Annotated in this window: 23 protein-coding genes and 1 tRNA gene; 12 read left to right on the top strand and 12 right to left on the bottom strand. The window is 41.6% G+C overall.

Annotated elements, in window-relative coordinates; all coding sequences use genetic code 11:
• Positions 1 to 61 precede the first annotated feature (61 nt).
• The 3 genes from HF881_RS03235 to HF881_RS03225 all read right to left on the bottom strand — a co-directional run bounded on the left by HF881_RS03235 (position 62) and on the right by HF881_RS03225 (position 2,540).
• Positions 62 to 577 (bottom strand): DUF308 domain-containing protein, encoded by a 516-nt coding sequence (locus HF881_RS03235; RefSeq protein WP_000672744.1) that lies wholly within the window; start codon positions 575 to 577, stop codon positions 62 to 64.
• 354 nt (positions 578 to 931) lie between these two features.
• Positions 932 to 1,004: transfer RNA gene (locus HF881_RS03230), tRNA-Lys, on the bottom strand.
• 264 nt (positions 1,005 to 1,268) lie between these two features.
• Positions 1,269 to 2,540, bottom strand: a complete 1,272-nt coding sequence (locus tag HF881_RS03225) for a replication-associated recombination protein A (protein WP_001113233.1) — start codon at positions 2,538 to 2,540, stop codon at positions 1,269 to 1,271.
• Between the two features lie 115 nt (positions 2,541 to 2,655).
• Here HF881_RS03225 and HF881_RS03220 point away from each other — a divergent pair, with 115 nt between their 5' ends.
• Genes HF881_RS03220 through pepF form a run of 7 tightly spaced genes read left to right on the top strand, consistent with a single transcriptional unit; the run spans position 2,656 to position 9,055 of the window.
• A complete protein-coding gene (locus tag HF881_RS03220; RefSeq protein WP_000257122.1) occupies positions 2,656 to 3,126 on the top strand; it encodes a DUF3013 family protein in 471 nt (156 codons plus the stop codon).
• Between the two features lie 18 nt (positions 3,127 to 3,144).
• Positions 3,145 to 4,212, top strand: a complete 1,068-nt coding sequence (locus tag HF881_RS03215) for a M50 family metallopeptidase (RefSeq protein ID WP_024057540.1) — start codon at positions 3,145 to 3,147, stop codon at positions 4,210 to 4,212.
• Between the two features lies 1 nt (position 4,213).
• Positions 4,214 to 4,642, top strand: a complete 429-nt coding sequence (locus HF881_RS03210; protein WP_169446441.1) for an NUDIX hydrolase — start codon at positions 4,214 to 4,216, stop codon at positions 4,640 to 4,642.
• A complete protein-coding gene (locus HF881_RS03205) occupies positions 4,643 to 5,542 on the top strand; it encodes a GIY-YIG nuclease family protein (RefSeq protein ID WP_169446439.1) in 900 nt (299 codons plus the stop codon). It begins immediately after the preceding gene.
• Between the two features lie 10 nt (positions 5,543 to 5,552).
• Entirely contained in the window at positions 5,553 to 6,503 is a 951-nt protein-coding gene (gene prmA / locus HF881_RS03200) for a 50S ribosomal protein L11 methyltransferase (RefSeq protein WP_169446437.1), read from the top strand.
• Position 6,504: 1 nt separating this feature from the next.
• Positions 6,505 to 7,248 carry a 16S rRNA (uracil(1498)-N(3))-methyltransferase gene (locus tag HF881_RS03195; RefSeq protein WP_169446436.1) on the top strand — a complete coding sequence of 248 codons (744 nt, stop codon included), beginning with the start codon at positions 6,505 to 6,507 and terminating at the stop codon, positions 7,246 to 7,248.
• Positions 7,249 to 7,258: 10 nt separating this feature from the next.
• Positions 7,259 to 9,055, top strand: a complete 1,797-nt coding sequence (gene pepF / locus HF881_RS03190) for an oligoendopeptidase F (RefSeq protein WP_169446435.1) — start codon at positions 7,259 to 7,261, stop codon at positions 9,053 to 9,055.
• A 168-nt stretch (positions 9,056 to 9,223) separates the two neighbouring features.
• On the opposite strand, the gene HF881_RS03185 is transcribed toward pepF, so the two are convergent.
• The gene (locus HF881_RS03185; protein ID WP_169446433.1) at positions 9,224 to 9,613 is read right to left on the bottom strand and encodes a nuclear transport factor 2 family protein; all 390 of its coding nucleotides are present in this window, start codon (positions 9,611 to 9,613) and stop codon (positions 9,224 to 9,226) included.
• 150 nt (positions 9,614 to 9,763) lie between these two features.
• On the opposite strand from HF881_RS03185, the gene HF881_RS03180 reads away from it, so the two are divergent.
• The 3 genes from HF881_RS03180 (at position 9,764) to HF881_RS03170 (ending at position 11,677) form a co-directional block, all read left to right on the top strand.
• Entirely contained in the window at positions 9,764 to 10,096 is a 333-nt protein-coding gene (locus tag HF881_RS03180; protein WP_169446431.1) for a helix-turn-helix domain-containing protein, read from the top strand.
• 11 nt (positions 10,097 to 10,107) lie between these two features.
• Positions 10,108 to 10,899, top strand: coding sequence for a DUF2785 domain-containing protein (locus tag HF881_RS03175; RefSeq protein WP_169446430.1), 792 nt, complete (start codon positions 10,108 to 10,110; stop codon positions 10,897 to 10,899).
• Between the two features lie 109 nt (positions 10,900 to 11,008).
• A complete protein-coding gene (locus HF881_RS03170) occupies positions 11,009 to 11,677 on the top strand; it encodes an aquaporin (protein ID WP_000714830.1) in 669 nt (222 codons plus the stop codon).
• 255 nt (positions 11,678 to 11,932) lie between these two features.
• Here the strand turns inward: HF881_RS03170 and queF are convergent, their stop codons facing one another.
• The 7 genes from queF to HF881_RS03135 form a co-directional block, all read right to left on the bottom strand.
• Positions 11,933 to 12,424, bottom strand: coding sequence for a preQ(1) synthase (queF, locus tag HF881_RS03165; RefSeq protein WP_000082582.1), 492 nt, complete (start codon positions 12,422 to 12,424; stop codon positions 11,933 to 11,935).
• 17 nt (positions 12,425 to 12,441) lie between these two features.
• Positions 12,442 to 13,158, bottom strand: a complete 717-nt coding sequence (queE, locus tag HF881_RS03160; protein ID WP_084944125.1) for a 7-carboxy-7-deazaguanine synthase QueE — start codon at positions 13,156 to 13,158, stop codon at positions 12,442 to 12,444.
• Positions 13,151 to 13,594, bottom strand: coding sequence for a 6-carboxytetrahydropterin synthase QueD (queD, locus tag HF881_RS03155; protein WP_169446429.1), 444 nt, complete (start codon positions 13,592 to 13,594; stop codon positions 13,151 to 13,153). Before queD ends, queE begins: the two co-directional genes overlap by 8 nt.
• Complete coding sequence (gene queC / locus HF881_RS03150) at positions 13,594 to 14,247, bottom strand: 7-cyano-7-deazaguanine synthase QueC (protein ID WP_169446427.1); 654 nt, start codon at positions 14,245 to 14,247, stop codon at positions 13,594 to 13,596. The genes queD and queC overlap by 1 nt, the downstream gene beginning before the upstream one ends.
• A 202-nt stretch (positions 14,248 to 14,449) precedes the next feature.
• The gene (gene trxA, locus HF881_RS03145; RefSeq protein ID WP_001029581.1) at positions 14,450 to 14,764 is read right to left on the bottom strand and encodes a thioredoxin; all 315 of its coding nucleotides are present in this window, start codon (positions 14,762 to 14,764) and stop codon (positions 14,450 to 14,452) included.
• A 15-nt stretch (positions 14,765 to 14,779) separates the two neighbouring features.
• Complete coding sequence (locus HF881_RS03140) at positions 14,780 to 15,001, bottom strand: DUF4649 family protein (RefSeq protein ID WP_000570262.1); 222 nt, start codon at positions 14,999 to 15,001, stop codon at positions 14,780 to 14,782.
• A 100-nt stretch (positions 15,002 to 15,101) separates the two neighbouring features.
• Entirely contained in the window at positions 15,102 to 15,482 is a 381-nt protein-coding gene (locus HF881_RS03135) for a MarR family transcriptional regulator (protein ID WP_042768552.1), read from the bottom strand.
• Positions 15,483 to 15,677: 195 nt separating this feature from the next.
• On the opposite strand from HF881_RS03135, the gene HF881_RS03130 reads away from it, so the two are divergent.
• Complete coding sequence (locus HF881_RS03130; protein WP_169446425.1) at positions 15,678 to 16,052, top strand: CidA/LrgA family protein; 375 nt, start codon at positions 15,678 to 15,680, stop codon at positions 16,050 to 16,052.
• Entirely contained in the window at positions 16,049 to 16,744 is a 696-nt protein-coding gene (locus HF881_RS03125) for an LrgB family protein (protein ID WP_169446424.1), read from the top strand. Before HF881_RS03130 ends, HF881_RS03125 begins: the two co-directional genes overlap by 4 nt.
• Positions 16,745 to 16,901: 157 nt before the next feature.
• Here HF881_RS03125 and HF881_RS03120 read toward each other — a convergent pair whose 3' ends face one another.
• Positions 16,902 to 18,449, bottom strand: a complete 1,548-nt coding sequence (locus HF881_RS03120; RefSeq protein WP_169446422.1) for an ABC transporter ATP-binding protein — start codon at positions 18,447 to 18,449, stop codon at positions 16,902 to 16,904.
• Positions 18,450 to 18,508: the final 59 nt, after the last annotated feature.

Below are 18,508 nucleotides of genomic sequence, written 5' to 3'. Positions count from 1 at the left end.
ACAGAAAAAGCTGAGAATGTAACTTCCCAGCTATTTTAATATGCCCAAAATGGCAGCTAGATTATTTACGAAAGGCATCAAGGATATAGGTGAAACCAACAATTAAAAATGCAAAGGCAACGACATAAACGACAAAGACACTTGTAGCTACTGGATTGAACAAAATCACTAGACCTAGTAAAAATGCAAGCAACGCTATCCACATGATATGGTTGCCAATAATAGGGAAAATCAATCCCAGACGATTGCCTTTAAAGAAAACTATAATGGCTTCTACAATTAACCAAATTCCTAAAATAGTTGGAATGACAACTGGCAGCGTCACAAAGCCATAGGCAACGAGGTAAAGAGCTAAGAGAAGATTAACAATCCCTTGGAAAAGATGAGCTGGTGAGCGAAGCTCTTTTGGTACAGAGAAATAGCCTAAAATAGCTGCTATAGAAGAAACCAGTAAACCAAATGCAATCCACCAGCTGTAAGCAACAAGATTAGCTACTGGGTTTGTAAATAGGAAAAGTCCTAAAAGGACAAAAACAACTCCTGCAAGGAATAGCGATAAACGATTAGAAAATTTCATTTCAATACCCCCTATATAGTATAGTATAGTTTGATAATAAAAATATTATACACCTTTTTAGAGGAAATATCAATAAACAAAATGGAAAATTTGGAAGTTTCAGTCTGATTTATGAAAAGAAAATCAGTTTTTATTATTTTGAAAATAAAAAGAGAAGATAAAATTTGTCTTCTCTACATGAAAATATTGTATGGCATCAAAGCAAAAGTAACTGGCTTTACACTATTTGTAAAGATGTAATTTGATTCAAAAAGAAAAGATAGATTTAAAATGTGGGAGAAATGATGGGGTAAATCAGTTATAGACAAGCAAAAAAAGCCTTGATTTACAAGGCTTTTTCCTGTTGTATTTAGATGCCCCCTACAGGGATCGAACCTGTGACCCACGGATTAAGAGTCCGCTGCTCTGCCAGCTGAGCTAAGGAGGCAAAGAAAAAAGCTGTATTGGTGCCGAAACTTCACGGTTTGTATTGAACCCGCGCAATTAAGCAGGTGGGCAACTCGCTCTAACTGAAGCTGTTTCCGTGTGAGACGGCCTACATGCTGTTAGAAGACTTTTGTTTCCCTAATAATACAAAAAATAGTCGGTCAACACTTAAGTGTGAAGTCGTACACCACAGCGTTTCTATGTTTATATAATACCACTTTTTCAAAAAAAATCAAGAGGAAAGTGCAATTTTTTGAAAAGGATTTCAGATTTTTCGCAAACGGTCGATAGCTTCCTTTCTTTGAGCCAAAGCCCGTTCATATTTACCAGTATCTTCTGCTTGGAAATAGTGATGATTACGAATTTTTTCTGGTAGATAGTCTTGCTTGACCCAATTTCCAGGATAGTTGTGTGGATAGAGATAGTCTTGGGCATTCCCTAGTTCCTTGCTTCCGCTGTAGTGTCCATCACGCAGGTGTCGCGGAATAGGCAAGTGCCCTGATGTTTTGAGGTCAGCAAGTGCCTTATCCATAGCTACATAGGCTGAGTTGGATTTTGGAGAAAGGGCCAAATCAATCACGACATTGGCAATGAGAATGCGGGCTTCTGGGAACCCAATCTTCTGGGCAGCATCCAGAGCAGTCACGGTATGAATCTGGGCTTCAGGGTTGGCCAAACCGATATCTTCATAGGCGATAACGGTCAAGCGACGAGCGAGACTTGGCAGATCCCCAGCCTCAATCAAGCGGGCAGCATAGTGAAGACTGGCATCAACATCTGAGCCACGGATAGACTTTTGCAGGGCAGATAGAACATCATAGTGACCGTCTCCATCCTTGTCCATAGTGATGTAGCTTCTCTGAAGACTATTTTCCATGATGTCTAGAGTGATATGGCGAATGCCCTTATCATTCTCAGGGGTAGAAAGAACAGCCAAATCCAGTGAGTTAAAGGCAGAGCGCAGGTCTCCGTTTGTAGAGGTTGCGATGAAGTCCAGCGCATCCTCATCTAGTTCTACTGGAAAATCAAAACCACGCTCAGGGTTACTTAGAGCTATCTGTAGAGCCTCTTTGACTTCTTGGTTAGACAGAGGTTCCAACTCAAAAATTTGAACGCGACTGCGAATGGCAGGAGTGACAGAAAAGAAGGGATTTTCAGTTGTAGCGCCAATCATGATGACCAGTCCACTTTCCAAGAGAGGCAAGAGGAAGTCTTGCTTGGTTTTATCTAGTCTATGAATCTCGTCAAGGAGTAGTACAAGTCCACCTGAAAATTTAGCCTCTTCCGCAATTTCTTGCAGTCGCTTTTTACTATCAACTGTCGCATTGAAAGTTCGAAAGGCATACTTAGTAGTCCCAGCGATGGCTGAAGCAATACTGGTCTTGCCGATTCCAGGAGGTCCATATAGAATCATGGAGGACAGGCGGTTGGCTTCCACCATGCGACGGATGATTTTTCCTTGTCCGACCAGATGTTCCTGACCGATGACCTGATCGATGGTTTTAGGGCGCATGCGAAGTGCGAGATTGTCTGGCATAGCAGTCCTTTCTAACGTGGATTTTCTGATGTATATGTGGTAAGATGGTAGTATCTATTTTAGCATATTTCCGAGCAATCGGGGCGATTAAAGAGTCGCATAGAAAGAGGACAAAATGGCAACATACGGATTTTTAGATGTTTTAGAGGAAGAGTTGGAGAAGAATTTTCCCTTTGACTTTGAGATTAGTTGGGACAAGCGTAACCACGCGGTTGAAGTGAGTTTTCTATTGGAAGCGCAAAACGCTGCAGGTGTGGAGATGGTAGATGAAGACGGAGAGGTTTCGTCAGATGACATTCTCTTTGAGGAAGCAGTGCTTTTTTACAATCCTGCCAAATCAACAGTCAATGAGGAAGACTATTTGACGGTTATTCCTTACCTACCTAAAAAAGGTTTTTCTCGTGAATTTTTAGCTTATTTTGCTCTATTCCTTAAAGACACTGCCGAGGTTGGACTAGATGCCCTCATGGACTTTTTGGAAGACCCAGAAGCAGAAGAATTCGTCATGGAATGGAACCAAGAAGTCTTTGAAGAAGGAAAAGTTGGCTTGGAAGAGGGAGAATTTTATCCTTATCCGAGATATTAGGAGTTGGTTGGAGATTTTATGAAGAAAATTGGGATTTATTTGGTTTATGTGCTAGCTGTTGTCTTTATTATGCTAGCTTTTGCTTGTGGAACCATCGCATTTGCAGAGTTGGGCTATTCTGCATTATTAGTTTTTAGTTTTGGTTATGCTTTTGCTTTTCTAAGCATGTATGTAATCTTGATTCTTCATGAGCTTGGTCATGCATTTTGTGGTTATCTGACAGGCTATCGTCTGGTGGCTTTTGGGTTAGGACATTTTATTTTGACCAAAAAGTTAGGCAGGTTTCATCTTAGTAGAACAGCCATTCTGAAAAATGTTGGTGCTCAATACATTGGTTTAAAAGAGGATGAAAGTGATCAAAGAATCATCCTGATGCTTTCAGGAGGCTTGATGGTTCATCTCAGCTTGATATTATTGGCGATAGTGTTTGGATTTTTGACAAGAAGCTGGTATTTTGCAGGGACTTGGATTTTTCTTAATTTGTCTTTCTTCCTAAATAACATTTTGCCAGTCGGCATCACCGATGGAGCAAAAATTTGGGAATTGCTACAACACCCTGAAAATACGAAATACGCCTACCTGATGTTGAGGCATTCTGCCCAGACCTTGCTAGCTCCTCAAGAATATGATTTAAAAGACTTTATCATGCCTGTTGATGAGGAGGTGAGAGGGAGTTTTGCAGAAAGTGTTCAGACTCTTCAGGGGTTGGTATTCATATTGGATGATAATATAGAACTTGCAAAGCAACAGTTTCAGTCTGTGTTAGATAAAACAGACAATCCAATGTCTAAAACTAGTTCTCAATTATACCTTCTTCAAGTTGCTCTGATGGAAGGAGATAATAAGAAGGCGGAAGAATATGCAAGTATTCGAGGAGTCAAATCCTTTTTATCTCTAAAAACAGCAGATATGCAGGTCATTCAAGCTTGGTATCAATTTAAGGTAAAGAAAGATGTAGTTCAAACTCACAAGGCTATGAAGATTGCTAGACAGAAAATGAATAGCAGTCGGATGTTACGGGATGAGAAAAGCTATTATCAAAACTGGTTAGCTGAGCTGGAAAAGGAATTAACCGAAGGAGTCTAATATGGAAATAGAGATTTCTGATTTCACAGGCTGTAAGATTGCTTTGTTTTGTGGGGATAGGCTCCTGACCATCTTACGCGATGATAAGGCAAGCATTCCCTGGCCCAATATGTGGGAACTTCCAGGCGGTGGACGTGAAGGTGATGAAAGTCCTTTTGAGTGCGTGGCGCGTGAAGTTTATGAAGAACTGGGAATTTATCTGACTGAGGATTGTCTGCTTTGGAGTAAGGTTTATCCAAGTATGCTTTTTGCGGATAAACAATCTGTATTTCTAGTCGGTCAGTTGACACAGGCTCAGTTTGACAGTATCGTATTTGGAGATGAAGGACAGGGCTATCAGCTGATGAATGTTGAGGAATTTCTTAGTTCCAGTCAAGTTGTCCCTCAGTTGCAGGATAGATTGAGGGATTATTTGGAGGAAGTTCGATAAATGGCGAAGCGTAGCAAAAATATCAATATGTTTCTCATGGATGGTGAAGTGACTGGAAAAATCAAATGTACTTTGTCAAATTGGACGGGAGTGATTTACAAAATACCTCGTATTCAGTTGGGAGATTTGAAGTCGCGTGATGAAATGAAACAAAGTGGTATTTATTTCTTATTTGGTCGAGATGAAGATAAACAGAAAGATGTGACCTATATTGGTCAGGCGACAACTCGGAAAAATGGTGAAGGGGTATTGTTGCGAATTCAAGAGCATACTCGTGATACTCATGCTGATTATTTTAATGATGTCATAATTCTAACAACTCAAAATAATTCTTTCGGTCCAACAGAAATTAGCTATTTGGAAAATAAATTTACTCAACTAGCTAAAGAATTTGGGCGATATATTGTGAAAAACGGGAATGAGCCAAATTCTGGGAATGTAACGGAAGAGAAGCAATCAGAGTTGGACGAGGTTGTTGAAAACACCTTGATGATTGTAGGAACCTTAGGATATCGAGTGTTCGTTCCTATGACAAAGATATCGGAGAAAGACTTATCTAATGATCAGTTAACTTATTTATACTTAAAACGAAAATCTAAGAAATCTAATAAAGTAATAGAAGCACGTTGTGAACGTACTTCGGAAGGTTTTGTAGTTTTGGAGGGCAGTCAAATAGAGTTGATAGATTCCAACGTAATCCCATCTAGTCTACAAAAACTTCGTAAAGAATTAATTGATACAAATGTAATCAAAGATGGCATTTTACAGGAGAAACAACTTTTCTCTAGTCCTTCTTATGCAGCAGCTTTTGTGATAGGAATGAATACCAATGGACGAATGGACTGGAAAGATAAAAACGGTAAGACCTTAAAAGAATTAGAAGAAATGATGGGTTGTTAAGGAGAATAAAATGGAAACATGGCAAGAGTTAAAAGTTACAGTTAAGCGTGAGGGAGAGGAGTTGGTTTCTAATCTCTTGATTGAGCTGGGAGCGCAAGGCGTTGCGATTGAAGACAGCATGGACTATGTGGGAAATGTGGATCGCTTCGGTGAGATTTTCCCAGAGGTCGAGCAACAGGAAGAAATCGTAGTGACAGCCTACTATCCAGAAACGGTTGATGTGGCAGTGGTTGAGGCTGACTTGCAGGCTCGCTTAGCAGACTTGACGGATTTTATAGACTTGGGAGAAGTCAAGATGGGCACGACTGCCTTGGCTGAGGAAGACTGGGCTGACAACTGGAAGAAATACTATGAGCCAGCTCGTATCACTCATGATTTGACCATCGTGCCGTCTTGGACAGACTATGAGGCGACTGCTGGAGAGAAGATTATCAAGCTAGATCCAGGCATGGCCTTTGGGACTGGAACGCATCCAACCACCAAGATGAGCCTCTTTGCCCTGGAGCAGGTTCTTCGTGGTGGCGAAACGGTGCTGGATGTGGGGACTGGATCAGGAGTTCTTTCCATTGCCAGCTCGCTTCTTGGTGCTAAGGAGATTTTTGCCTATGACTTGGATGATGTGGCGGTTCGTGTGGCTCAGGAAAATATTGGGCTCAACCCTGGTATGGAAAACATCCATGTAGCCCCAGGAGATTTGCTCAAGGGTGTAGAGATTGAGACAGATGTGATTGTAGCTAATATCTTGGCGGATATTCTCATTCATCTGACAGAGGATGCTTATCGCTTGGTCAAGGATGAAGGCTACCTCATCATGAGTGGCATTATCAAGGACAAGTGGGACATGGTACGCGAGTCGGCTGAGTCAGCTGGATTTTTCCTTGAAACCCATATGATTCAAGGGGAATGGAATGCCTGTGTCTTTAAGAAAACAAAGGATATTTCAGGTGTGATTGGAGGCTAGCATGCAGCAGTATTTTGTCAAAGGCAGTGCAATATCTCCTGTCACTATCGAGGACAAGGAAACCAGCAAGCATATGTTTCAGGTCATGCGGCTGAAAGAAGATGATGAAGTAATCTTGGTCTTCAATGATGGTATCAAGCGTTTGGCGCGCGTGATAGATGTGGAAGCGCGTCAGTTTGAGTTGGTAGAAGAATTAGTTGACAATGTGGAACTGCCAGTTCAAGTAACTATCGCATCAGGCTTTCCCAAGGGAGATAAGCTGGAATTCATCACTCAAAAAGTGACAGAACTGGGTGCTAGCCAAATCTGGGCCTTTCCTGCCGATTGGTCGGTCGCCAAGTGGGATGGTAAGAAATTGGGCAAGAAAGTCGAAAAACTAGAAAAAATCGCCCTTGGAGCAGCAGAGCAAAGTAAGCGTAATGTTGTTCCAAGTATCAAGCTTTTTGAGAAAAAAGCAGACTTTCTAGCCCAACTTGACCAATTTGACCGCATCGTAGTGGCTTATGAAGAGTCGGCCAAAGAAGGAGAAAGCGCTGCGCTTTTACAAGCGGTTACTGGACTCGAGAAAGGAGACAAATTGCTCTTTATCTTTGGTCCAGAAGGCGGTCTCTCACCTGCAGAAATTGAGAGTTTCGAAGCTAAGGGATCAGTCTTAGCAGGACTTGGCCCTCGCATTTTGCGAGCAGAAACAGCACCACTTTACGCTTTATCAGCCCTTAGTGTTTTATTAGAATTAGAGAAATAAGAGGAAGAATATGGAACAAAAACACCGTTCAGAATTCCCAGAGAAGGAACTTTGGGATTTAACCGCCCTTTACCAAGACCGTGAGGATTTCTTGCGTGCAATCGAGAAAACACGCGAAGATATTAACCAATTTAGCCGTGATTACAAGGGCAATCTTCACACTTTTGAGGATTTCGAGAAGGCCTTTGCAGAATTGGAGCAAATCTATATCCAGATGAGTCATATCGGCAATTATGCCTTTATGCCTCAGACGACGGACTATAGCAATGAGGATTTTGCTAATATCGCCCAATCTGGGATGGAATTTGAAACAGATGCCAGTGTAGCCTTGACCTTCTTTGATGACGCCTTGGTGGCAGCAGATGAGGAAGTCTTGGATCGTTTGGGTGAATTGCCACATTTAACAGCTGCCATTCGTCAGGCAAAAATCAAAAAAGCCCACTATCTAGGGGCGGATGTGGAGAAAGCTTTGACTAATCTCGGTGAAGTTTTCTACAGTCCACAGGATATTTACACCAAGATGCGAGCTGGGGACTTTGAAATGGCTGACTTTGAAGCCCATGGCAAGACTTATAAAAACAGCTTTGTGACTTATGAGAATTTCTACCAAAACCATGAAGATGCTGAAATTCGTGAGAAATCCTTCCGTTCCTTCTCAGAAGGACTCCGTAAGCACCAAAATACAGCAGCCGCAGCCTATCTAGCTCAGGTTAAGTCTGAAAAACTATTAGCAGATATGAAGGGCTACGACTCAGTTTTTGACTATCTTCTGGCTGAGCAAGAAGTGGACCGTGCCATGTTTGACCGCCAGATTGACCTCATCATGAAGGATTTTGCGCCAGTTGCTCAGAGATATCTCAAGCATGTTGCCAAGGTAAATGGTCTTGAAAAGATGACCTTTGCAGACTGGAAATTGGATTTGGACAGCGCCCTCAATCCTGAAGTGACTATTGATGACGCCTATGATTTGGTCATGAAGTCAGTAGAACCTTTGGGACAAGAATATTGTCAGGAAGTTGCTCGCTATCAAGAAGAGCGCTGGGTTGACTTTGCTGCCAATAGTGGCAAGGATTCTGGTGGTTATGCGGCGGATCCATATCGCGTGCACCCTTATGTTCTAATGAGCTGGACAGGCCGTTTGAGCGATGTCTATACTTTGATTCATGAAATCGGGCATTCTGGTCAATTTATCTTTTCTGACAATCACCAAAGTTACTTCAACGCTCATATGTCGACCTACTATGTCGAAGCACCGTCAACCTTCAATGAATTGCTTTTAAGTGATCATTTGGAACATCAGTCTGATGATCCGCGTCAAAAACGCTTTGCCCTTGCTCACCGTTTGACAGACACCTACTTCCATAACTTTATTACCCACCTCTTGGAAGCAGCCTTCCAGCGCAAGGTTTATACATTGATTGAAGAAGGAGAAACCTTCGGAGCAAGCAAACTCAACAGCATCATGAAGGAAGTCTTGACTGAATTCTGGGGAGATGCCATTGAAATCGACGACGATGCGGCTCTGACTTGGATGCGCCAAGCTCACTATTACATGGGCTTATATAGTTACACTTACTCTGCTGGACTAGTCATCTCGACAGCTGGTTACCTTCATCTGAAACATTCAGAAACTGGAGCTGAAGACTGGCTCAATCTCCTCAAATCAGGTGGCAGTAAGACACCACTTGAGTCAGCCATGATTATCGGAGCGGATATCTCAACAGACAAACCACTCCGTGATACCATCCAGTTCTTGTCTGATACAGTTGACCAGATTATCGCCTACAGTGCTGAGTTGGGAGAGTAAATTAAAAGAGTCTGGGACAAAAGTCTAACCTTAAATATAAAAAGCGAACAAAACGAGTTATCTGACACTCAGAATACTGTTTTGTTTGCTTTTTTTCTAATCTATCGATTTTAGAAATTTATAATAAAGAATTCCTAAAATCAAAATTTTTTGTCCCGGCCTCTTAAATTATCCCCAAAAGCTATCTTCTTCAGCTTGATCTGAAGAGAAGAGCCAAACTTCTTTGATTTTTCCGTCTTCAATACGGAAGAGGTCAATCCCGTTCATATTGAGTTCAGTACCATCAGCACGTGTTCCGAGAAAAGTAACATTAGCTGCGATTAAATCCTTATTGTCAGAAACCCAATTTGTTATCACCTTAAAGGTTCCATTAGTCTTCTCAGCAAATGTAGCTAGGTGAGATCCTAGTAGGTCCTTACCAACAACTGTACCAGATATACTATGATTACCAGGTTGATGCCAGACAATATCGTCTGCCATAGTTTCAAAGACACCAGGAAAGTCACCAGCAATTAAAGCTTGGTTATAAGCGTTGAAAATTTCTAAGTTTGTTGACATATATATTCTCCATTTCTTTTTTATGATATAATTGTAACAGTTACAATCAAAAAAACAAGTAGACACTTTTTCGATAGCTAGTATCAAAAGTAGTACTATTGTTGATACTAAAAGATAAATTTTTTTAAAAAAATAGAAAGAAGATATTTTATGCCAAATAAAGTGAGTGAGTATGGTATTTGTCCATTTGCGACAACGCAAAGGGTTTTAACAGGGAAATGGGCACTGGTAATCATTTATCAGTTGAGTACGGGTACCAAACGATTTAAAGAATTGCAGAGATTATTGCCTGGGATTACTCAAACTATTTTGACCCGTCATCTCCGTCAATTAGAAAAGGATAAGATTGTTCAACGAAAGGTCTATGCCGAAGTTCCCCCACGAGTTGAGTACAGCTTAACCGAAATGGGGCAGGAATTCAGAGTTGTTTTAGATGCTGTCGAAAACTGGGGTCTGGATTATATTAAATTACTAGAAATGTAGAGGTATTGACCATGTATCAAGAATTACAAAGAAAAGTGATAGAAGAAAAACCAAGCTATAGCCGAGAAGAAATTCAGTGGTTGCTTGAGCACTTGGGAGATGCCTCTCCAAAAATTCGAGACGAACTTGTTTTTACGAGTTTGGCTAGAGGGATTCAAGAAGAGTTGTTTTCCCTTGAGCAGTTTCAGTTTATCTCAGAAGAGGTCTCCTCTGATGAAGGACTATACAAGGAGATTGATAGTAGAGGAGTTTCGGCTCTTAAACGTTCTTTTAGGGCGCTTATTTATGCCAATCTACTGTCCTGCGATGGTACTAAGGAATCACTTTATTACCAGCAGTTGTCTTCTCCTATCAGGGCTACCATGCTAAATCAAGGATTGTACTATCTTACAAAGGAAAAAGAGACGACGGGCTACTCTCATCAGTATGGTTGGGTTCACGCTTTTGCGCATGGGGCTGATCTTTTGACGGAAGTTATATGCCATCCTAGCTTTCCAAAGTCAGATATAGCCGAAGCATTTGAAATCATTGGGAAAATCTTTAAACGTGTTGAGATTCGTTTTACAAATGATGAAGATTGGCGGTTAGCCAGAGCGTTTTATGAACCAATCTTACGAGGGAAAATCGAAACGTCTCTCCTCACTGCTTGGCTGCAAACAGTCGAATTTCCCCTGAAAGAAGCAAATGATTTCCATAAATTTTCCAACTTCAGATCCTGTCTGTTGGAAGTCTATGTTAAACTTGATCAGAAAAACTTTTTACAAGATGAGTTGAAAGAAGCTATTCAATCTTTTCAATACTAGAGATTAGCTGGTCATTTTATGATTTTCAAAAAACTTTCCAATCAATTTTCTTGAAACCCTTTCCTTCTTCTGATAGACTAATACATAGTTTGAAAAAAGGAGATTTATCATGAAAAAATTTGTTGCTGAATTAATCGGTACATTTATGCTTGTGTTCATCGGAACAGGAGCTGTTGTTTTTGGAAATGGTGTTGAAGGTCTTGGACACCTTGGAATTGCTTTTGCCTTTGGTTTGGCCATCGTAGTTGCAGCTTTCTCAATCGGAACTGTTTCAGGTGCTCACTTGAATCCAGCTGTTTCGATCGCTATGTTTGTAAACAAACGTTTGTCATCTTCAGAGCTTGTAAACTACATCCTTGGACAAGTAGTTGGAGCTTTCCTTGCGTCAGCTGCAGTATTCTTCCTCTTGTCTAACTCAGGCATGTCAACTGCTAGTCTTGGTGAAAATGCCTTGGCAAACGGGGTTACTGTCTTTGGTGGTTTCTTATTTGAAGTTATCGCAACTTTCTTGTTTGTTTTGGTTATCATGACTGTAACATCAGCAAGCAAGGGCAATGGTGCGATTGCTGGTTTGGTCATTGGTTTGTCATTGACAGCTTTGATCCTTGTGGGATTGAACATTACTGGACTCTCAGTTAACCCAGCTCGTAGCTTGGCACCTGCTGTCTTGGTAGGTGGCGCAGCCCTTCAACAAGTATGGATTTTCATCCTTGCCCCAATCGTTGGTGGTGTTCTTGCAGCTCTTGTTGCGAAAAACTTCCTTGGAACAGAAGAATAATTGAAACTCAAAAAGCCTTGCTCCTCATCTTGAGGAACAGGGCTTTTTCGTATCTGTTTATACTCAATGAAAATCAAAGAGTAAACTAGGAAACTAGCTGCAGGTTGCTCAAAGCACTGCTTTGAGGTTGTAGATAGAACTGACGAAGTCAGCTAAAAACATGGTTTTGAGGTTGTAGATGAAACTGACGAAGTCAGTAACCATGCATACGGCAAGGAGACGTTGACGCGGTTTGAAGAGATTTTCGAAAGAGTATTAGCGGTTGTCAATTTTCTCTGGATAAAGGTCGTGTTGGAAGAGGCGTTGTTCTGCTAAGCCTTCATACTTAGTTCCAGGTCTACCGTAGTTGTAGTAAGGGTCGATTGAGATGCCACCGCGTGGAGTGAATTTTCCCCATACCTCCAAATAGCGAGGGTCTAGTAGATTGACCAAATCTTTCCCGATAGTGTTGATACAGTTTTCGTGAAAATCCCCATGGTTTCGATAGCTAAAGAGGTAGAGTTTGAGGGATTTTGACTCGACACAGAGCTTGTCAGGAATGTAGGAAATATAAATGGTCGCAAAGTCTGGTTGAGCAGTGATAGGGCACAGCGAGGTAAATTCAGGACAGTTGAATTTGATGAAATAGTCATTTTCCACATGACGATTGTCAAAAGATTCGAGGACTTCTGGTTGATAGTCAAAAATGTAGTTGGTTTCTTTGTTGCCTAGTAGGCTTAGGTTTTTCATTTCTTCTTGTTGTGACATGATTTTTTCTTTCTAATTTAAACACCACGTTGGTTATCGTAGAGGAGGGTGTGCAGTTGAGGGAGGACGCGGACATTGCCCCAGCTATCATCAGTGGCGATGCGTTCCCAGAGTTCTTTGAGGCGGTCCAGTTGGTCTTGGACAATATTGCCTGTAGCCTTGGGCTCAGGATTTCCAGCCGATAAAAAGAGGACATCTGGTTGGTAGCGCTCTTGAATCCCTTTGGCAAAGGCCAAATCGTTATCGTCAAATACAGGGATTTTAAAGGTGACCTTGTCTGGATCTAGTTGGGAAACGATAAAGTCCAAGGTCTCAAAGTTGACTTCCATCTTTGATGAAGGAGGTTTAGGACTCAGAGTGACTTGGTCGATATCTTTTAACCAATTTTGCCAGCGAGAACCTTGAGTCTCAACTGCCAGAGTGACACCACGTTCTTTGAGCTTGGTGACGAGTTGAGCCATGTTAGCTGCTAAGATTGCGGGATTTCCGCCAGATAGGGTTACATAGTCGTAGGTTCCTAATTTATCCAAGGCAGCAATAACCTCGTCAGCTGTCATGCGAGTAGGCTTCTCAGAACCATCCCAAGTAAAGGCAGAGTCGCACCAGTCGCAATGGTAGTCGCAACCAGCAGTTCGGACAAACATGGTTTTCTGCCCGATAGCACGGCCTTCGCCTTGAAAGGTAGGGCCAAAAATTTCCAGAACAGGTAGTTTGAGGACACGTTCCCTAGTCATCTAACCACTCCCGTCTAAACTCTGCAAAGGCAGTCGGAGTTTCATAGAGGCGAACGTATTCCAAACGGAGACTGCGCTCATCTGGTAACTCTTGACTCATGGTTTGGAAAATCCAGTAAACCATATTTTCAGCAGTCGTGTTCATATAAGGCAGGGTTTCATTGAGATAGCGATGATCCAAATGGGGTTCTAAATAGTCCTTGTAGATAGCTTTGATATCTCCAAAGTCGTAGGTCATGCCCCGTTCATCTAAAAATCCACTGACAGCAATCTGCAGATGATAAGTGTGGCCGTGCAGGGACTTGCATTTTCCATCATAGTGAAAGAGGTGGTGGGCAGCATCGAAGGTAAACTCTTTTGAAACTAAGGTTCTGTGAGGATTGTAGACAAGAGACTCCCCAGTTTCCTGTCTGATTTCTTTGGGAGCAAAAAACATTAGCCCTCTCCTTTCTGTGAAAGATAAACATCTAAACCATGCTGACGTAAGTGACAGGCTGGACAATCCCCACAGCCACTTCCGATAATCCCATTGTAGCAGGTCAAGGTCTTCTCACGAACGTAGTCAAAGGCACCGAGTTGGTCTGCTAATTCCCAAGTTTCAGCCTTGTCTAGCCACATGAGAGGCGTTTGGATAACAAAGTCGTAATCCATGGCAAGGTTGAGAGTGACATTGAGAGATTTGACAAAGACATCTCGACAGTCAGGGTAGCCTGAGAAGTCTGTCTCGCAGACACCTGTCACGATATCTTTAATCCCACGTTGCTTGGCAAGAACTGCTGCAAAGGATAGAAAGAGGTGGTTGCGGCCGTCAACAAAGGTATTGGGAAGCTCTCCCTCTTTTTGCTCGATTTCCATATCAGAGGTCAGGGCATTTTCAGTGATTTGTCCCAGCAGAGACATATCTAGGATGTGATGACGAATACCTTGTTCCTTAGCGATTTCTTCAGCAACTTGAATTTCAAGATGATGGCGTTGGCCGTAGGCAAAGGTGACGGCTTCGATTGTTTCATAGTGTTCTTTAGCCCAAAAGAGGCAGGTTGTGGAATCTTGACCGCCGCTAAAGACGACCAAGGCTGAATGACGTTTCATAGTACTCCTTCTAAAATGAGAAATGTTCCGAGCACGCAAAAAGCTCCCTTGAGGGGAGCTAAAAAATACCAAGTAGAGGTTTTTTTTAGCGATGGCATGTCCCAAACATCGTAATATTCTACCTACAGTTTAGCATATTTTTTGAAAAATGGCAAAGGGCAAGAAAAAAGAGACCAAATAAAGCACTTGGTCTCTCGTGTGATTAGCTCAATTCAGCAACGATGGCCTTGATTTGTTCTGCTGTGTGTACTCCAGCAACTTGTTTCACCACTTGGCCGTCTTTTTTGAAGAGAAGGGTTGGGATAGACATGATTCCAAAGGCACGAGCTGTGTTTGGATTTTCATCTACGTCCATTTTAACGATTTTCAAGACATCTTCTGAAAGTTCTTCAGACAATTTGTCCAAGATTGGACCTTGCATACGACATGGACCACACCAAGTTGCCCAGAAGTCTACCAAGACCAAACCGTCTTTTGTTTCTTGTTCAAATGTTGCATCTGTAATTGCTTTTGCCATTGTATTTCTCCTTTTTTAGTTATATTGGCTTAAATCTTGTTTCATGAGATAGAAGAAGACATCTCCATAAGTCCCATGGTAGTCCAAATCATGACCATTATAGGTCAATTTTTGAACTGGGTAATAATCTGCGACACCGATAAGGCAGGCGTGTTGAGAACGTTCAAAGTCTTGGTAAGACTCGAAAGTCATGGTTCTCTCTTGCTTGCTGGCGTCTAGATAGGTAATTTCGATCATATAAAACTCCTTTGTTGTTCGATCTTGACTTTATTTTACTCCTTGAAAAGAGGAATGTCAAGAAAAATGATTGCGCACGCAACTTTTTTAAAAAATCTGCTTATGAAATGAAATCAAGACTCGTTTCCAGTCTTTCTTCGACAGCCTTTTGCAGGTAAGCTAGAGTTGTCTGTCCCTCGTCAGTCAGGCAGATAAAGCTAGCCCGTCTATCCTGATCGCAACACCGGCGACTAAGCAGACCACAGTTTTTCTCTTCTAGGCGAGCCACCATTCGAGAAACAGCGCTCGGGCTGAGATGGAGTTTATCGGGTAAATCAATCTGTCGTAAGGATTTTTCATCAGCTAGATCCAGATAGTAGAGTAGGTAAAACTCTTTCAAGGTCAACCTTTGTTCACTCTGCTGGGCAATAGTTTCTTCCAACAAGGCTTCCATTTCCTTTTGACGGCGGTTGTAGTCAAACCACTTTTCCAAATAGGTCATTGCTTTCTCCTTTCTTTTCAAAGTAAAATCACAAAGTCATTACTGACTGTCTCTACAACACAAGATGATTGCGCATGCAATGATTATACTACTTTTAACTAATCCTTGCAAGAGATAAGAATTGCGATATTTCCTTGAAATTTTCTGAAAAAAGAGTAAACTGGTATGCAAGAAGTCTATTTCGTGGAGTTTAGGATGAAATTATATGTTCAATTAATGATTCTCTTTGTGATTTCTCTAATCGGAGAGGGGATTTCCAGTTTCTTTCATCTGCCCATCCCAGGCAGTATTATCGGTTTGATTATTCTCTTTCTAGCCTTACAGTTCAGGTGGCTAAGGACCAGACATGTCAACATGGTCGGGAATTTCTTGTTGGCCAATATGACCATTCTCTTTTTGCCGCCAGCAGTGGGTATCATGGAAAAGTTTGATGTGATTGCTCCTTATCTTTTGCCTATCGTCTTGATTGTCTTTTTTGCGGCTGTCATCAACATTATCCTCATCGCACTAGTGGTTCAGTTTATCAAGAGACGATTTGAGGGAGATTATGAGAAAGGAGATGCCAAATGAGCGAATTTGTATCCAATCCTCTATTTGGGATTGCATTATCTATCCTAGCTTATCTAGTAGGGATGTTGATTTACAGACGTTTTCCCCATCCTTTGACAACGCCCTTGCTTTTGTCAGCTGTTTTTATCATTATTTTTCTCAAGGTGACGGGTATTTCTTATCAAGATTATTACCAAGGTGGGGTTTATCTGAACAACTTGATTGTTCCATCGACCGTGGCTCTAGGGATTCCGCTTTATAAGAGTTTTCACTTGATGAAGCACCATGCTCGGAGTATTCTCTTTGGTAGTCTGTTAGCAGTAGTTGTCAATACTTGCTTTACTGCCATAGTAGCGATAATATTTGGTATGGATTTTTTCCTAGCTATTTCTCTCTTTCCCAAGTCAGTGACAACCGCCATGGCAGTGGGGATCACAGAAAAATTGCAAGGATTAACAACTGTAACCTTGGTCGTCGTAGTAGCAACTGGGATTTTGACCAGTGTGATTGGACCAACTCTTTTGAAGTGGTTGAAGATTGATGATCCAGTGGCTGTAGGCCTTTCCCTTGGAGGAACGGGACACGCTGTCGGAACGGGGACGGCCTTTCGATACGGCTCTGTAGCAGGAGCCATGGGTGGCTTGGCTATCGGTGTCACCGGTATTCTTTATGTCTTTGTTAGTCCTATTGTAGCCAGTTTAATATTGAGTTAATACTCTTCGAAAATCAAATTCAAACCGCGTCAACGTCGCCTTGCCGTACTCAAGTACAGCCTGCGGCTAGTTTCCTAGTTTGCTCTTTGATTTTCATTGAGTATAAAAAGCAAGGAAGCAGACTTCCTTGCTTTTTCCAATTTTACTTTGTAGAGATTTATTTTTCTTTGCTTAAATGAATGACTTGGTCGTAGCGTTTTAAGTCTTCTTCTGTGTAGTGGTGAATGACTTCAATCACCGTCTGAGGTAGGGAGAAGAGGAGGTCGCTAATCTTTCTGCTATTCTCTAAGTCAAGGTTGGCCTTAATCTCATCAGCCAAGATGAGTTGACTGTCGTGATAGAGCGCGCGAGCAATTTCTAAATGTTGTTTTTCGCCACCGGATAGACTTTCATTGCTGAGAGTTCGATTTTTCAAATGTTCTAAACCAGTTGTCTTGAGGATATGATTCAGCCTTTCTCGTTTTTTAGTCATTCCTAGAAGGATATTGTCTTCCAGAGACAGTGTATCAAAGTAATGGCTATCTTGGAGGATATAGGAGCTAACGCTCGTGATTTCTTGACGTGAAAGGCTTTTGCCAGCAAATGCAATCCGTCCACTGGTCGGAGCCACCTCTCCATGAATGATATTGAGTAAGGTCGTTTTTCCAGAGCCACTTTCTCCGATAATGGCTATTTTTTCTCCTTGCTTGATGTGCATGGAAAGAGGGGATAAAAGAACCTGTCCCTCTTTTTCTAGAGAGATATTCTCTAGTTGGATGGGATAAATGTTTTGGAAGGTTCTAGCAGAAATGGGGCGAGAATTGGTCAAAAGTACTTGGTACTTTTCACAGAGGTATTGAGTTGCTTTTCGGGTGTTAGTAAAGTAGGCTAATTCTTGGAATTGATAGCCAATATTGTGGGAAACGAGATAAATGGCTACAAAACTAGCTGCGTTTAAATAACCATAATAGGTCATAAAACCGCCGATGACGATAGGGGCAACGGAGCAAAAGGCATCGATGCTATTGATAAAGAGACTGTTTAGGGTACGTTGTTTCTCATATCTTATTTCCGCATCCAGACTAGCCTGTAACTGATTTTGGTAGCGAGCAAAAAAGAAGTCCTGTCCCTGATAATGACGAATCTGCTGGTTTCCCTTGATAAAGTTTGTGAGGCTAGTTAGGTAGCTTTGATTGATTTTTGACCGCTCTTCAGAAAGTGAGTCTAAGCGTTTTGAACCGATAGCACTGCAAAGGACGGGAAAGGAGTAGAAGAGAATAAAAATCAAGCCTAGGTAAAAATTAGTCCACAGGGCATAGAGGATGGAGACGGTTGTGAAACCAAGAGAAGAAATAATGATAACGGTCGGCTCAATATAGCTTTTTTCTAACTGGCTGACGTCGTTTTCTAAATCAGACAAAATATCCTTTTCAGCAATATCATAACTGCTGAGGAATCGCTTGAAAATAGCGCTTTTAATTCCATATTTGAAATCAGTAATCAAACGAGCGTAGTAATAGCGTTTTCCAGCTAGCCCCAGTAAGAGGATGAGGTTTCCAAGAATCCCCAAAATCAAAACTTTCCAAAGAAGTTCCAGTTCTTGATTGGTAAAACTAGCAACGATACTCTGAATGAGCGCTGGCGTAATAATCGCTTCCAGCCATGTGATTGCAATCGAAAAGAAGTAAAGTGTTAAGTGTTTCTTTGTGACATAGGTTCTTAGCATAAAGAGTAGACCTCCTAATCAATATACAGTAATCAGTCTTAAAGTTATTATACTCCTTT

Origin of the sequence: Streptococcus sp. WB01_FAA12 (genome assembly GCF_012843315.1) — a bacterium.
Taxonomy (GTDB): domain Bacteria; phylum Bacillota; class Bacilli; order Lactobacillales; family Streptococcaceae; genus Streptococcus.
This window is presented reverse-complemented; position numbering and strand designations above follow the sequence as displayed.